13 protein-coding genes are annotated in these 14,586 nt (G+C 67.0%); 9 read left to right on the top strand and 4 right to left on the bottom strand.

Going from position 1 to position 14,586, the window contains the following annotated elements; translation table 11 throughout:
• Window positions 1-76: 76 nt before the first annotated feature.
• Window positions 77-1,135 (bottom strand): FUSC family protein, encoded by a 1,059-nt coding sequence (locus ITJ49_RS09190; RefSeq protein WP_194604323.1) that lies wholly within the window; start codon window positions 1,133-1,135, stop codon window positions 77-79.
• A gap of 97 nt (window positions 1,136-1,232) precedes the next feature.
• On the opposite strand from ITJ49_RS09190, the gene ITJ49_RS09185 reads away from it, so the two are divergent.
• The 6 genes from ITJ49_RS09185 to ITJ49_RS09160 all read left to right on the top strand — a co-directional run bounded on the left by ITJ49_RS09185 (window position 1,233) and on the right by ITJ49_RS09160 (window position 9,893).
• The gene (locus tag ITJ49_RS09185) at window positions 1,233-4,712 is read left to right on the top strand and encodes a DNA polymerase III subunit alpha (RefSeq protein WP_194604320.1); all 3,480 of its coding nucleotides are present in this window, start codon (window positions 1,233-1,235) and stop codon (window positions 4,710-4,712) included.
• 164 nt (window positions 4,713-4,876) lie between these two features.
• Window positions 4,877-5,923: a glutathione S-transferase family protein gene (locus tag ITJ49_RS09180; RefSeq protein WP_194604317.1), complete on the top strand. Its 1,047-nt coding sequence runs from the start codon at window positions 4,877-4,879 to the stop codon at window positions 5,921-5,923.
• Between the two features lie 9 nt (window positions 5,924-5,932).
• Complete coding sequence (locus ITJ49_RS09175; protein ID WP_370544441.1) at window positions 5,933-6,295, top strand: TraR/DksA family transcriptional regulator; 363 nt, start codon at window positions 5,933-5,935, stop codon at window positions 6,293-6,295.
• Window positions 6,296-6,467: 172 nt separating this feature from the next.
• Window positions 6,468-7,790 carry a GAF domain-containing protein gene (locus tag ITJ49_RS09170; protein WP_194604314.1) on the top strand — a complete coding sequence of 441 codons (1,323 nt, stop codon included), beginning with the start codon at window positions 6,468-6,470 and terminating at the stop codon, window positions 7,788-7,790.
• 136 nt (window positions 7,791-7,926) lie between these two features.
• Window positions 7,927-9,468 carry an aldehyde dehydrogenase family protein gene (locus tag ITJ49_RS09165; RefSeq protein ID WP_194604311.1) on the top strand — a complete coding sequence of 514 codons (1,542 nt, stop codon included), beginning with the start codon at window positions 7,927-7,929 and terminating at the stop codon, window positions 9,466-9,468.
• A complete protein-coding gene (locus ITJ49_RS09160; RefSeq protein ID WP_370544458.1) occupies window positions 9,468-9,893 on the top strand; it encodes a DUF779 domain-containing protein in 426 nt (141 codons plus the stop codon). The genes ITJ49_RS09165 and ITJ49_RS09160 overlap by 1 nt, the downstream gene beginning before the upstream one ends.
• Here ITJ49_RS09160 and ITJ49_RS09155 read toward each other — a convergent pair.
• Entirely contained in the window at window positions 9,890-10,534 is a 645-nt protein-coding gene (locus ITJ49_RS09155) for a hypothetical protein (RefSeq protein ID WP_194604308.1), read from the bottom strand. The two genes, ITJ49_RS09160 and ITJ49_RS09155, sit on opposite strands and share 4 nt — an antisense overlap.
• An 82-nt stretch (window positions 10,535-10,616) precedes the next feature.
• Between ITJ49_RS09155 and rplU the strand changes: the two genes are divergently transcribed.
• The 3 genes from rplU to ITJ49_RS09140 all read left to right on the top strand — a co-directional run bounded on the left by rplU (window position 10,617) and on the right by ITJ49_RS09140 (window position 12,489).
• The gene (rplU, locus tag ITJ49_RS09150; protein WP_123942586.1) at window positions 10,617-10,928 is read left to right on the top strand and encodes a 50S ribosomal protein L21; all 312 of its coding nucleotides are present in this window, start codon (window positions 10,617-10,619) and stop codon (window positions 10,926-10,928) included.
• Between the two features lie 19 nt (window positions 10,929-10,947).
• On the top strand, window positions 10,948-11,205 hold the full coding sequence (gene rpmA, locus ITJ49_RS09145; RefSeq protein WP_123942584.1) for a 50S ribosomal protein L27: 258 nt from the start codon (window positions 10,948-10,950) through the stop codon (window positions 11,203-11,205).
• 315 nt (window positions 11,206-11,520) lie between these two features.
• Window positions 11,521-12,489, top strand: a complete 969-nt coding sequence (locus ITJ49_RS09140) for a phosphodiesterase (protein WP_123944845.1) — start codon at window positions 11,521-11,523, stop codon at window positions 12,487-12,489.
• Window positions 12,490-12,516: 27 nt separating this feature from the next.
• Here the strand turns inward: ITJ49_RS09140 and ITJ49_RS09135 are convergent, their stop codons facing one another.
• Window positions 12,517-14,073: a stealth conserved region 3 domain-containing protein gene (locus ITJ49_RS09135; RefSeq protein ID WP_055958440.1), complete on the bottom strand. Its 1,557-nt coding sequence runs from the start codon at window positions 14,071-14,073 to the stop codon at window positions 12,517-12,519.
• Between the two features lie 121 nt (window positions 14,074-14,194).
• On the bottom strand, window positions 14,195-14,569 hold the full coding sequence (locus ITJ49_RS09130) for a DUF6804 family protein (RefSeq protein WP_055958443.1): 375 nt from the start codon (window positions 14,567-14,569) through the stop codon (window positions 14,195-14,197).
• Between the last annotated feature and the right edge of the window lie 17 nt (window positions 14,570-14,586).

Below are 14,586 nucleotides of genomic sequence, written 5' to 3'. Positions count from 1 at the left end.
GCCACGATGCCAGCGTCAACCGTACTGCTCCGCGCCTGATCGTGTCGGCATCGGTCGGGTAGTGCGTGTCACCCGGTCAGCGCGCCAGGGCGACGAGGATCCGCGACGCCGACAGCGCCACCGACGCTTCTTCCGCCACCCGGCGCGGCGAGGGCTTCGTGCCGGCGTCGAGAGCGGCCCAGGCGTCGTCGAGGGCGGCCTCGGCCTGAGAGATCGGCCGGGCGCGATCGTCATGGGCCCGGATGGCGTCGGCGAGGGCGGCGTACAACGCGGCGAGGGGTTCGGTGACCGCGGATCCTGGGCTCTCGACCCGCCGGTCGGGATCGGCGCCGCGTCGTGCCAGCTCGCCGGTCACTTCGGCGGCGTCGCGCAGGTGGAAGGCGATCCGCTCGGCGATGCGGAGCCGGTCGCGGTCGTCGCTGAGGTCGATCCGGCGTCGGCGGCGGGGGTTCCACCGTTGCGATTCGTCGCCGTAGTCGACGGCCGCGCGCACCCGGGCGAGTGTCACGGGCAGGGATTCGATGCGGCTCTCGAACTCGTCGCCGTCGAGCGGCCAGTCGGCGCGGAACACTCCGGCGAGGTCGTCGGCCCGGTCGGCCAGCTCGGAGTGGAGGCGCTGCAGTCGATCACGGGCGTCACTCGAGTAGAGCGGGGGCACGACCGTGAAGTTGATCACCACGCCCACGACGATGCCGACGAGCATCTGCACCGCATAGCCCCACGAGTAGTCCTCGCTGTCGGAGCCGCCGATGAGCAGCACGAACAGCCCGGCCATAGGTACCCAGTCGCGACCGGCCCCGAGCAGCGGCAGCCCGCCGAGCAGCACGCCGACGCCGATCACCAGGGCGACAGTCAGCACCGTCGGGTTGCCGAGGGCCACGACGACCGCCGCGAGGCCGATACCGAGCACTAGCCCGGCGAGTGTCTGAATGCCCTGCGTCAGCGACGCCTTCACCGTCGGGTACATGCTTACGACGGCCCCGAGCGGCGCGTAGTAGGGGTAGTCGGCAGCAGTGCCCGGCACGTGCGGCGCGATCCACCAGGCGAGCGCTGCAGCGAGAGCCGCCTTGACGGCGAGGAGGATCCGGGGGTGCGCCAGCAGTCTCAGGGCACGTCGATTTCCCGGTGAAGGCATCACGACAGACTGCCATACGGCGGCCTGTGAGCTCGTTGATCCGTGTCAGTCGCGTGACCTACACTGTTCGAACACACGTTCGAACGAGAGGGGTCGCATGGCATTCACGCACCTGCACGTGGCCTCCTCGTTCAGCGCTCATTTCGGCACGGCGACGCCGATGGATCTCGTCGCGCAAGCCGTAAACAGTGGGGCTGATGCGGCGGCGATCACCGACCGCGACGGTCTCTACGGAGCGATCCGGCACGTCGGCGCCTGCCGGGCCGCGGGCATCGATCCGATCGTCGGGGTCGAGCTCGGCGTCCTGTCCGATGCCGAGGGCGGGTCTGCACGCGGCCGGTCTGCGGCCGACACCGATCGCATCGTGGTGCTCGCCCACGGCTCCCCCGCCGGCGGTGTGGCGGCGGGGGCTGGGTGGGCCTCCCTCTGCCGGCTCATCAGCGCGGCGCACGGTCGAGCCACACGCAAGACGAGCGGCACCGCGAACAGCGTTGCGACGATCGCCCGCTCACGGCTCCGAGCCTTCCTGCTCGGCGACGACGGTCCGGCCGGCACCGTGCTGCTCGGTCCCGACTCCGATGTCGGTCGGGCGGTGTCTCGCGGTGATCACGCGAAGGCGATGGCGCTGCTCGACGACTGGAAGACCCTGTTGCCGGGCGGTGTAGTCGTCGAGGTCGTCTGCCACCTGACCGAACCCGGCGAGAGCCGTTCTCTGCGGCACGCGGCCCGCATGCTCGAACTGGCCGACGCCGCCCGCGTTCCGGCGATCCTCAGCAACGCGGTTCGCTACCTCGAACCCGATGGCGCCGTCACCGCCGACGTGCTTGATGCCGCGGGGCACCTTGCCGCCCTCGGGTCGTTCGAGCCGCAGCCCAACGCCCAGGCCTGGCTGAAAGGCCCCGGGGCGATGCGCGAGTTGGCACAGCAGATCGCGAGCGTCTCGTCACTCGATCGGCGCAGTGCCGAAGAGATGCTGGCCGCAACCGAAGAGCTCGCCGATCGCTGCCGCCTCGACCCCGACGCCGATCTCGGCTGGCGCCGCCCGAAGGTTCCCGAGCTGAGTGCGATCGGTGTCGAGGGCGACCCCGACCAGGTGCTCTGGCGTCGCTCCGAGGCGGGCATCACCGAGCGATTCGGCGACGTCTCGATGGCGAAGCGCGAGAAGCTCGAGCGACGCATGCGCGACGAGCTGAAGACCATCACCGGGTTCGGGTTCGCGAGCTACTTCCTCACGGTGGCCGACGTCTCGCAGCTGATGCGCGACATGCGGGTGCGGAATGCCGCCCGAGGGTCGGGCGCCGGCAGCCTCGTCACCTACCTGCTGCGCATCTCCAACGTCGACCCGCTCGAGCACGACCTCCTGTTCGAGCGGTTCCTCGGCAACAAGCGCGAGACGCTCCCCGATATCGACATCGACGTCGAGTCGGCGAGGCGACACGAGATCTACCGGGCCATCTTCGACCGCTACGGCAGCAACCGGGTCACCCTGATGTCGATGCAGTCGACCTACCGCGGGCGCGGGGCCGTCCGCGACGCAGGGCTCGCTCTCGGCCTCGACGACGAGCAGATCGACCTGGTGGCAAAGAACGTCTGGCGATCGAACGCCCGCGACTTCCGCACCGCCCTCGCCGAGAAGCCCGAGTTGCGCGAGATCGCCGATCTCGCTCGCGAGAACGACCAGATCGAGCTGCTCGTCGACTTGACCGAGCGACTCGACCGACTCCCCCGGCACATCTCGATGCATCCGTGCGGCGTGATCCTCGGCGACTCCGACCTGCTCAGCATGACCCCGGTGCAGCCGAGCGGCATGGGGCTTCCGATGAGCCAGTTCGACAAGCACGACATGAACGACGCGGGCCTGCTCAAACTCGACGTGCTCGGCGTGCGCATGCAGTCGTCGATGGCCTTCGCGCTCGACGAGATCGAGCGCATCAACGGCCCGCGCACGGCCCTCGCCGGTGCGCTCCCCCTCGATGTGCCCTACGTCAACCGGCAGGGCCGCATCGAACTCGACGCGATCCCCCACGACGACGAGCCCACCTACGAGGCGATCCGCACCACCCACACCCTCGGCATGTTCCAGATCGAGAGTCCCGGGCAGCGCGAGCTGATCGGCAAGATGCAGCCCGACCAGTACGAAGACCTCATCGCCGACATCTCGCTGTTCCGGCCCGGCCCGATGAAGGGCAACATGGTCGCGCCCTACCTCGACACCAAGCACGGTTTTCAGCAGCCCGATTATCTGCACCCCTCGTTCGCCGAGTTCCTCCAAGACAGCTACGGGGTGGTGATCTACCACGAGCACGTGCTTCGCATTTTGAACGCCACCATGGGCATCTCGCTCGCCGAGGCCGACGAGATGCGACGCGCCATGACGAAGCGCGACGACCTCGAAGACGAGTTCCGGCAGAAGACGCGAGACAACCGCGACGAGCAGGGCCGCTCGAAGTTCACCGAAAAAGAGATCGACCGCATCTGGGGTGTGCTCAAGGGCTTCGGGTCGTTCGGCTTCTGCAAGGCGCACGGCGCCGCCTTCGCCCTGCCCACTTACCAGAGCGCCTGGCTCAAGACCCACTACCCGGCCGAGTTCCTCGCCGGCATCCTCACCCACGATCCCGGCATGTACCCCAAGCGCCTGCTGCTGACCGAGGCGAAACGCATGGGCATCCCCGTCCTGCCGCTCGACGTCAATGCGTCGAGCGGCGTCTTCCACGTCGAGCGGGTGAAGCCCCCGCGCACTCCCGTCGCCCGCTCGTACCCCGGCGAGCTCGGCATTCGTCTCTCTCTGGTCGACGTGCAGGGCATCACGGAGGCCGAGGTGACCCGGATCCTCGAGAACCGCCCCTTCACCTCGATCGCCGACTTCTACCAGCGGGCGACCCCGTCGAGACGGCTCTTCGAGCGGCTCGGCCAGGTGGGCGCCCTCGACTCCCTCGGCGGTGAGGGGCGCACGCGGGGTGACGTTCTGGCGAGAATTCGGCAGCTGACCAGCAGGGCCTCCCGCCCGAAGGCCGCCGACGCCCTCAACCAGCTCGACTTCGACGTCGACGAATCGTCGTCGGTGCCGATCGGCACCCCCGACGTCTCCGTCCGTGAGCGGGTCAGCCGGGAGCTCGACATCCTTTCGCTCGAGGTCGGCGAGCACGTCATCGAGAGCTACCGGCCGATGCTCGACGACCTCGGGGTGATCCGAGCCGCCGACCTGCGGAACAACTGGAACGGCACGACCGTGCTCGTTGCCGGAATCCGCATCGCCACGCAGACGCCGCCGATGCGCAGCGGCAAGCGCGTCGTCTTCATCAGCCTCGACGACGGGTCGGGGTGCTCCGACTCGACCTTCTTCGAAGAGGCGCAGAATCGCGCCGGCTCCCTCCTGTTCGGCACGAAGCTGCTGCTGATCCAGGGCCGCACGAGACGAACCGGCGAACGCGGCATCTCGCTCGAGGCCGACAACGCGTGGGATTTAAAAACGCTCTGGCGAGACTGGCAGGCAGGGCGGGTTGCTGGCGGTTCGCTCGGCGAGGGGGTCGATGCCTCGGTCAGCGACGGTATCGACGCCGGCCTGGTCAGCCCGTGATCGCGCCCGACCCAGGTCAGCCCGTGATCGCGCCCGGCCGGGTCGGCGGGTGTTTCACGGAGTCGGCGGGTGCTGCAGCACCCGCCGACTCTCCACAACACCCGCCCACCCGCGGAGAGCACCCGCCGACCCCGCCCTCGGGCACCGTGCGTAGGCTGAACCACATGAGCGACAGCACGAACAGCACGAGCACCGACGAGGGCACCCCCGGCAGCTACGTCACCCCGGGCCAGGAGTACACCCGCGACACCAACTACATCGAGGATCGCATCACCCGCGACGCCGTCGACGGATGGCCGGTCGAGGCGGGCCGCTACCGGCTCGTAGCCGCCCGCGCCTGCCCCTGGGCAAACCGCTCGATCATCTCGCGGCGACTGCTCGGCCTCGAAGACGCCATCTCGCTCGGCCTGCCTGGGCCGACGCACGACGCTCGCTCCTGGACCTTCGACCTCGACGAGGGCGGTCGCGATCCGGTGCTCGGCATCGAACACCTCCAAGAGGCATTTTTCAAGCGCACCCCCGACTACCCGCGCGGAATCACAGTGCCGGCCATCGTCGACGTGCCGAGCGGAAAAGTGGTCACCAACAACTTCCCGCAGATCACCCTCGACTTCGCCACCGAGTGGGTCGGCTTTCACCGCGAGGGCGCTCCCGACCTCTACCCCGAGCACCTTCGCGACGAAATCGACGACGTCGCCGAGATCATCTTCCGCGACGTCAACAACGGCGTCTACCGTGCCGGATTCGCCGGATCCCAGGGCAGCTACGAGCGCGCCTACGCCCGCCTGTTCGACCGCCTCGACTGGCTCGAAGAGCGCCTCACCGACCAGCGCTACCTCGTCGGAGACACCATCACCGAGGCCGACATCCGCCTCTTCACGACCCTCGCCCGCTTCGACGCGGTCTATCACGGCCACTTCAAGTGCAACCGCAACAAGCTGATCGAGATGCCCGCGCTCTGGGCCTACGCGCGCGACCTCTTCCAGACCCCGGGTTTCGGCGACACGATCGACTTCGATCAGATCAAGAAGCACTACTACATCGTCCAGAGCGACATCAATCCGACGAAGATCGTGCCCCTCGGCCCGACCGAGAGCGGCTGGCTCGAGCCGCACGGGCGCGACGACCTCGGCGGCCGACCGTTCGGCACCGGAACCCCGCCCGAACCGCCCCGCCCGGGTGAAGAAGTGCCCGCGATCACGAAGGGCTGAGCGGCCCTCGTGACAGACCCTGTCGGCGACCACAAGGATCCTGCGATCCGTCATCGTCTCGACGCCATTCACGCCGACGCGCTCGCTCTGGCCGGCCGCCTGACGCTCGATATCTCCGCCGTCAGCGAGGCGCGCGAGTCGTCGAATGTCGACGACGAGCACGACCCCGAGGGGTCGACGATCGCCTACGAACGCTCGCAATTGGAGGCGATCCGTCGGTCGGCCGAGCAGCGGGCTGACGAGGCTGCGGCTGCTCTCGCTCGACTCGACGCCGGAACGTACGGCTTCTGCATCTCGTGTGGCCTGCCGATCCCGGCCGCCCGTCTGGGAGCCCGGCCGATGGCGGCGCTCTGTCTCGCCTGCGCCGCGTGACGTCGGTTCAGAAATCTGGCAGAACTGCTCTTTTCCCCTCGGGCTGAGCCGAATCCGCCCGGTTTTGCCAGTTCCCTGAACCGGCCCCCGGGGCGCCGAACGCGACGTAGGCTGATTCCATCACGACGGGACGCCCCGCGCGGCCCGAACAATCGACGACGATTGGTGCGGAATGGCTACAGGCCGCGGCGCAGCCGACTCCCCGGGGTCGAACCCTTGGCTCGCCCCTGTCCGAAGCGGACGCGGCGCAACTCCCAAGGCCCACGACTCCCGCGACACTCCCGACCATCACGACCCCCACGGGCGCCTCGTCGCCGAGTCGTGGGAGCGGGCGCGCCGCCGCCGCCTCGACCCCGAACGACTGCTGCCCTCCCTCGAGCTGCCCGCGTCTGATCTCGGCGACTACCGACGCGACCATCCTCTGGCCCTTCTGCTGCCGGTGGTGCGCACCCTGTTGCTCGCCGACATCGAGGGTTCGGGGCTGCTGGTGGCCCTCGGCGACGAACGGGGCCGCCTGCTGTGGGTGGAGGGGGATCGCTCGGCGAAGCGCCAGGCAGAGGGCATGCGCTTCGTCGAAGGGGCGGGCTGGGCCGAGAGCCGAGTAGGAACCTCGGCTCCCGGCACGGCTCTGGTGCTCGACCACGGCATGCAGATCCGCGGGTCGGAGCACTTCAATGTCTTCGTGCAGGAATGGAGCTGCACAGCGGTGCCCATTCACGACCCGGTGACGCGTCGGATCCTCGGCTTTCTCGACATCACGGGTGACGACCGCGCCGTCGCCGATCACACCCTGCCTCTGCTGCAGGCGACCGCCGCCGCCATGGAGTCGGAGATGCTCGTGTCGCGCCTTCGCGCATCACAGCGCACTAGTCCGCCTCACAGTCGCGCGGCCCGGTCAACGCCGAGCGCGTCGGCGACCCTGAGCACGCTCGGCCGCGACACCGCCATGATCTCGGACGGCCGACGCATCGTCACGCTCACGGCCCGCCACAGCGAGATCATCACGATCTTGTCGGCCCACCCTCCCGGAATCGGTGCTGAGGAGTTATCAGCGCTCGTCTACGGTGACGCCTCGGCGGTCACGACTCTCCGTGCCGAGATGGTGCGGCTCCGACACGCGCTCGAGGAGCTCGACCCGAGGCTCGCTCCGCTCTCTCGCCCGTACCGGCTGCCGAATCCGCTCGACACCGACATCGCCCGTGTCGACGCCCTGCTCGACCGCGGTGCGCACCGGCAGGCGGTCGACGCGTACTCGGGCCAGGTGCTCCCAGGATCCGCGGCCCCCGGCGTCGAAGTCATCCGCGACGGCCTGGCCACGCGCCTCCGTGATGCGCTCCTCACGGGAGCGTCGGTCGACGTACTCCTCACTTTCTCCGAGAGGTCGGGCGACGACTCCGATCGAGAGATCCTGATGGCCGCTCTCAGACTGCTGCCGCCTCGATCGCCACGCCGAGCCGGAATCGTCGCCCGGCTGGAACAGCTCGACCGGCTGTGACCGCAGCGATGCCTGCGGCGTGGAGCACGAGCACGAGCACCCGCCGCAACCGTCTGCAACCTTCGCCGTCGTAGAGTCCCGCCAGGCATCGAACCCACGGATGCCGCACGACAACGACGTCGAAAGGGATACGACAATGACCGTCACGACTCCTCCGAACACCTACGCCGCTCCGGGAACCCCCGACGCGAAGGTGCAGTTCAAGCCCCGCTACGACCATTTCATCGGCGGCGAGTACGTCGCCCCCGCGAGCGGGCAGTATTTCGAGAATCCCTCGCCGGTAAACGGCAAGGTCTTCACCGAGGTGGCACGCGGCAACGCGGCAGATATCGATCGCGCCGTCGAGGCGGCCTGGCGTGCGTTCGACTCGTGGAAGAAGACGACGATCGCGCAGCGTGCCTTGATTCTCAACAAGATCGCCGACCGCATGGAGGCGAACCTCGAAATGCTCGCGGTCGCCGAGACCTGGGACAACGGCAAGCCGATTCGCGAGACCCTGGCCGCCGACGTGCCGCTGGCTATCGACCACTTCCGCTACTTCGCGGGCGCGATTCGCGCGCAGGAGGGCTCGACCGGCGAGATCGACAACGACACGGTGGCGTATCACTTCCACGAGCCGCTCGGCGTGGTCGGCCAGATCATCCCCTGGAACTTCCCGCTGCTGATGGCCGTGTGGAAGCTCGCCCCGGCCCTTGCCGCCGGCAACTGCGTCGTGCTGAAGCCGGCCGAGCAAACGCCCGCGTCGATCCACGTCTTCATGGAGTTGATCGCCGACCTGCTCCCCGACGGCGTTCTCAACATCGTCAACGGCTTCGGCGTCGAGGCGGGGGCACCGCTCGCGTCGCACCCCAACATCCGCAAGATCGCGTTCACCGGCGAGACCACGACGGGCCGCCTCATCATGCAGATGGCCTCCGAGAACCTCATCCCGGTCACGCTCGAACTCGGAGGCAAGAGCCCCAACATCTTCTTCGCCGACGTCGCCGACGAGAAGGACGACTTCTACTCGAAGGCCCTCGAAGGCTTCACCTTCTTCAACCTCAACTCGGGTGAGGTCTGCACCTGTCCGTCACGGGCACTCGTACAGCAGTCGATCTACGACGGCTTCGTCGCCGACGGCCTCGAGCGCGTCAAGCAGGTGAAGCAGGGCAACCCGCTGTCGCTCGACACGATGATCGGCGCCCAGGCCTCGAACGACCAGCTCGAGAAGATCCTCAGCTACATGGATATCGGCAAGCAGGAGGGCGCGAAGCTTCTGCTGGGCGGCGATCGCGCTGATCTCGGCGGCGACCTGACGGAGGGGTACTACGTCAATCCGACCATCTTCGAGGGGAAGAACTCGATGCGAATCTTCCAGGAGGAGATCTTCGGGCCCGTGCTGTCACTGACGAGCTTCAACGACTACGACGATGCGATCAAGATCGCCAACGACACCCTGTACGGCCTCGGTGCCGGGGTCTGGTCGCGCAACGGCGCCCAGCTCTATCGCGCCGGTCGTGACATCCAGGCCGGCCGCGTCTGGTCGAACACCTATCACCAGTACCCGGCGGGAGCGGCATTCGGCGGCTACAAGCAGTCGGGCATCGGCCGGGAGAACCACAAGATGATGCTCGATCACTACCAGCAGACGAAGAACCTGCTGGTGTCGTACGCCGACGGGCCCATGGGGTTCTTTTGATCGACACCGAGCCCGAGGCGGCGTCTGATCAGGCGCCGCCTCCCGAGCGGGCGCTGTCGCGGGTCGACGTCTCACCCGCGGCAGCCGCCTTCCTCATCGAGTTGACGGCAAAGCACGGACCGCTCATGTTCCATCAGTCGGGCGGCTGCTGCGACGGATCCTCGCCCATGTGCTATCCCGTCGGGTTTTTTCGAGTGGGTGCCGTCGACGTCCATCTGGGTGATCTGCAGGTGGAGGGGCTCGACCCGATCGAGGTCTACATGTCGCGCAGCCAGTTCGAGTACTGGAAGTACACCCACCTCACGATCGACGTCGTCGCGGGGCGGGGAGCCGGCTTCAGTGTCGAGAGCCCGGAGGGCAAGCGGTTTCTGATCCGGTCGAGAATGCTCGATGACGCCGAGCTGACCGAGTTCGGCCTGGCTTAGACGGGCTCAACAGTCTCGTCGCCCTCTCGCGGCGGAAGCGCGTAGACGCCGTGGCCCACCCGGGTCACGGCGCCTTCGCGAGCCAGGATCGACAGCGTCGACAACACGCTCGACCGCCGATAGTCGGGCAGGGCCGCCACGATCGCCGTCGCCTTGACCGGGCCGGAGACGAGGATCCGGGGAATCCGGTCGGCAAGAGAGCCGTCTGCGGCCCTGTCGTCCGCTTCGAGCGAGGCCGCCGCGGGATCCTCGAGTGCATAGTCACGCCTCGCCGTCTCCAGCCCCTCCGCCGTCACCCGCGTTGTGGCGCCTATGGCCTTGGCATAGGGAGCCAGCGTCAGAGACTTACCGACGCGGTTGTACACGTTGGAGGCGCTCGTGCCCTCGTGCTCGGCGATGTCGGGGTACGACGACCCGCCGAGGAGTAGGACGGCCTCACCCTCGAGCCCGAGCCACTGGCCGAGACGGGCGATCTCCCACCCGGCGGTCGTGACCGCAGAGCCCCAGACCTCGATGTCAGAGCTGTACTCCGTCGTCAGCCGGGCGAGGTCGTCGAGAAACTCTCCGATGCGCTCGCGGGCGTCGGCCACGATGTCGGCCGTGAAGGCGGGCGGGGTGTGAAGTTTGATCGGTCGTGACATTTGTGAAAGACTATCGAAGTTGCCCGGCGATCCGGGCATCCTCATTCTTCTGCTCACGCAGATCTGTTTTTCTGGAGTACCCATGGCATTCGCAATCGTGCGCGCCGGTGGTCGTCAGGAGCGCGTCGAGGTCGGAACGATTCTGACCGTCGACCGTCTCAAGGCCGCCGAAGCCGACACTGTCTCGTTCGTCCCCGTCCTGCACGTCGACGGCGACACGATCCTGACCGGCGACGACCTCGCCAAGGTCACCGTCGAGGGCGAGGTCTTGAACGACCTCCGCGGCCCCAAGATCGTCATCCAGAACTACCGCAACAAGACCGGTTACAAGCGTCGCATGGGTTTCCGTGCCGACCTGACCCGCGTCAAGATCACCGCGATCACCACCAAGTAGAAGAAGGGGCTGACAACTCATGGCACATAAAAAGGGCGCATCATCCACCCGTAACGGCCGCGACTCGAACGCTCAGCGCCTCGGCGTGAAGCGCTTCGGCGGTCAGGTCGTCTCGGCCGGCGAGATCATCGTCCGCCAGCGCGGCACCCACTTCCACCCCGGCGTCAACGTCGGCCGTGGCGGCGACGACACCCTGTTCGCCCTCGCCGCGGGCAGCGTCGAGTTCGGTGCCAAGGGCGGCCGCAAGGTCATCAACATCGTCGGCGCCGACGCGTAAGTCTCGGTTCGCCAGTTCGAACAGCGGGTCACCTTCGGGTGGCCCGTTTTTCGTGTCCGCTTTTTGCCCAGACCCATTGAGTTGGGTAATAACTCGCCAACGACTCGAACGGGGGCCTCGCCCCGTCAAAGATGCCCGACTAGTGTCGAGCGGGTTCAAGACATGTTCAGGCACGGTTTACCGACTCGCGCGGTGACGTTCACCGTACGACCAGCCCACCGATGGTGAACTTGTCTCCGAACACATTGCACAAGCGTGAGCGTCAAGGTCGTCCACGTCAGCCTGCTACACAAGTTATTCGCGAATGTGAGAACCATGGGTCTCCGCACGGCCGAGCATGCTCGGCCCGACCACTTCCTCCTTCACCTCAGCGACACCCACCTCATCGAGGGTGACGGCGACCTCTACGGCGACGTCGACAGCGAATCGAGGCTCCGCCAGATCATGGCCGAGCTCGAAGACTCCGGTGCCCGGCCCGAGGCCATTGTCGTCACCGGAGATCTGGCCGACAAGGGCGAGGCGGGAGCGTACCGCAAGCTCCGTCAGCTCATCGAGCCGATCGCCTCCCGTCTGGGAGCGCAGATCATCTGGGCGATGGGCAACCACGACGATCGTGGTGCTTTCCGACAGGAGCTCTTCGGCCAGATCCCGAGTTCTCGACCGGTCGACCTCGTCTACGACGTCAATGGCCTCCGAGTCATCACCATCGACACCACCGTTCCCGGCAAGCACTACGGCGAGCTCAGCGGAGACCAGCTCGACTGGCTCGCCGAAGAACTCTCGACGAATGCTCCCGATGGCACGATCCTCGCCATGCACCACCCGCCCGTTCCCAGCATCAAAGACCTCACGGTCTTGGTCGAACTCCGCGATCAGGCGGCTCTCGCCGAGGTCATCGAGGGCAGCGACGTCCGCTCCATCATCGCGGGTCACCTGCACTTCTCGACCAACGCGATGTTCGCCGGGGTTCCGGTTTCGGTGGCGTCGGCTACGTGCTACACGGCTGATCTGAACATCCCGACCGATGCCACGCGTGGTCAAGACGGTGCTCAGTCGTACAACCTGATGCACGTCTACCCGGAGACGATCGTCAACTCGGTCGTGCCGATCGGCAGCTACCGCACGGTCGGCGAGTACGTCGGCCCGGAGCAGGTCGCCGCCAAGCTCGAAGCCGCCGGCATCCAAATTCCTGAGGCGCGTCCGCGTCACCGTGCTGAACAGACGGCCGAGATCGTCGTGCCGACGCGCGACCTGTCGCTGACCGGCCCGATCGGCACCCTGTAGAACGGGTGTAGCCGCCGAAACCGACCCTCAGGCCTCCCAGGGAGCCTTGAACGGGAAGTAGCGCTCCAAGAAGTCGGTGACGACGGCGGTGCGCTCTTCGTCGGTCACCTCGGGGAACGATCCGTCGTTGAGGCAGAAGAAGTCGTACGACCGTTTCTTTAGCAGCTCCGAGAGGAACGCAAGGCCCGACACCATCGTGGTGTCGACGTAGCTGACCTTGGCGTTCTCTTGCACGATCGCACGGCCCGTCATCAGGGCGTAGTAGTGGTACAGCGAGTTCGTCACCGAGATGTTCGAGGCGGCCCGGAACGGCGATGCCGCGGTTGCCCGGAACTCTTCGGCGAACTCGTGCTCCATCTCGGTCAGCACGCTCTTTCGAAGCGGCGCCGCCGTGTGCTCGAGGTGCCGGGTCGTGACCCGACCGAAGCGCTGCTGCAGAAGCGCGCGGTTGACACGCGCCGAGTTCTCGAAGCCGCTGCGCTCGGCGTTGTTGAGCCCGAGGCCGATTCGCGTCGCAGCCTCGATGAACTTTGTCACCGAGCCCGGCGAGAAGAACATTCCCGGTGAGACGGGACGCCCGAAGAACATGTCGTCGTTCGAGTAGAGGAAGTGCTCGCTGAGACCCTTGATGTGGTGCAGCTGCGACTCGACGCCCTGCGAATTGTGGGTCGGCAGCACGGAGGGGTCGGCGAAGAACTCCTCGCTTCGCACCACGCGCACGCGCGGGTGGTCGGCGAGCCACTCGGGTGCGGGTGAGTCAGTCGCGATGTAGATGTTCCGCACCCACGGCGCGAACATGTAGACCGATCGCAGGGCGTACTTGAGCTCGTCGATCTGGCGGAAGCGGGCCACGGAGTCGTCGCCCTCCCCCACCACGTGGCTCGTCGCCCGCGCGGCTCGCGCGCGCTGGTACTCGACGGAGTTGCCGTCGACCCAGGAGAAGACCATGTCGATCTCGAAAGTGATGTCGGTGGCGTGATCGTCGAACATGTGCTCGAGCGTCACCCAGTCCATGCCGTAGCGCTCGATCGGCGTTTCGACGGCTTCACCGCGGGGTAGCTCGCGGCGCATGAGCGAGTTCTCGACCGGAGCCAGCACCTCGGTCTCGGTCATGATCCAGAATTCGATCTGGATTGCGGATCCGGCACCGTAGCGGAGGCGACCGATGGGTTCGACCCGCGGGCGGTAGATGCGCAGGACGCGCTCGGACTCGGGGCCGAGGCCGTCGGTCGAGACGAGTTGGGCACGCTGCTTTCCGGGCTTCGAGTAGAACGGCTCGGTTCCGGCGGCGGCCGCAAGGGCCTCTTCAAACTCGGCACGACGAGTGATCTCGAGCGCAATCACCGGTCGGTCGTGGTTGCCGCGCACAAGGAGGTGCGGAATACGCGCCTCGTCGAGCACGCGTTTGACGAACGCCAGGTCTTCGAGCATGGACTGCTGCGGAGTCAGGTGCCCGTTGAGGAGCGTGTATTGCCCCTTGCGGATCACGAGGTCGTCTCGATGGAGAGTGAGCTCTCGACCGTCGGGTTTCGAGCGGGGGGTCAAGAGGGGACTCTCCGCTTGGTCGACGATCTCCGTGCCCATTCATACTCCAGTCTTGCGACGGCCCGGGTTGGCCGTTCGTGCAATCACACGATTTTACTCTGATTCGCACCTACTGATGCGAACGTGGTGCGCTCACCCCGAAAGGTGACGAGGATCCGGCTCAGCGAGGTTGCGGAGACCGAGAGCCCGGGCCCGTCGACGTCGCTTCGGGCGACGGCACCTTGATCCGGATGCCCGCCGCAATGAACACGGCCGCGGCGATGAACTGCAGGCCCTGCCACAGCTGGCCGGTGAGGGGAATGACCCACACCGGGTTCCAGACGACGGCGATGGCGGCCAGGAATGGCAGATAGAGATACGCTCGCCCACGCCAGGCAAAGACGAGCACGATCAACGCGAGGATCGACACCACGTATCGGAACCCGACGAAGGCCGGCGAATGGATCAGGGTAGCCCCGGCCACGAGCGCCACGGCGGCGAGAAGCCCCGGGGCGAGGGCAGGCCGCAAGAATGCAGCCTTCTGGGGTGTGGGCATGGGCCCAGCCTACCGGC

The sequence above is a fragment of the Frondihabitans sp. VKM Ac-2883 genome (genome assembly GCF_015350875.1).
GTDB lineage: Bacteria > Actinomycetota > Actinomycetes > Actinomycetales > Microbacteriaceae > Frondihabitans.
The sequence above is the reverse complement of the archived record's forward strand: the minus strand, read 5'-3'. Positions and strand labels throughout refer to the sequence as shown.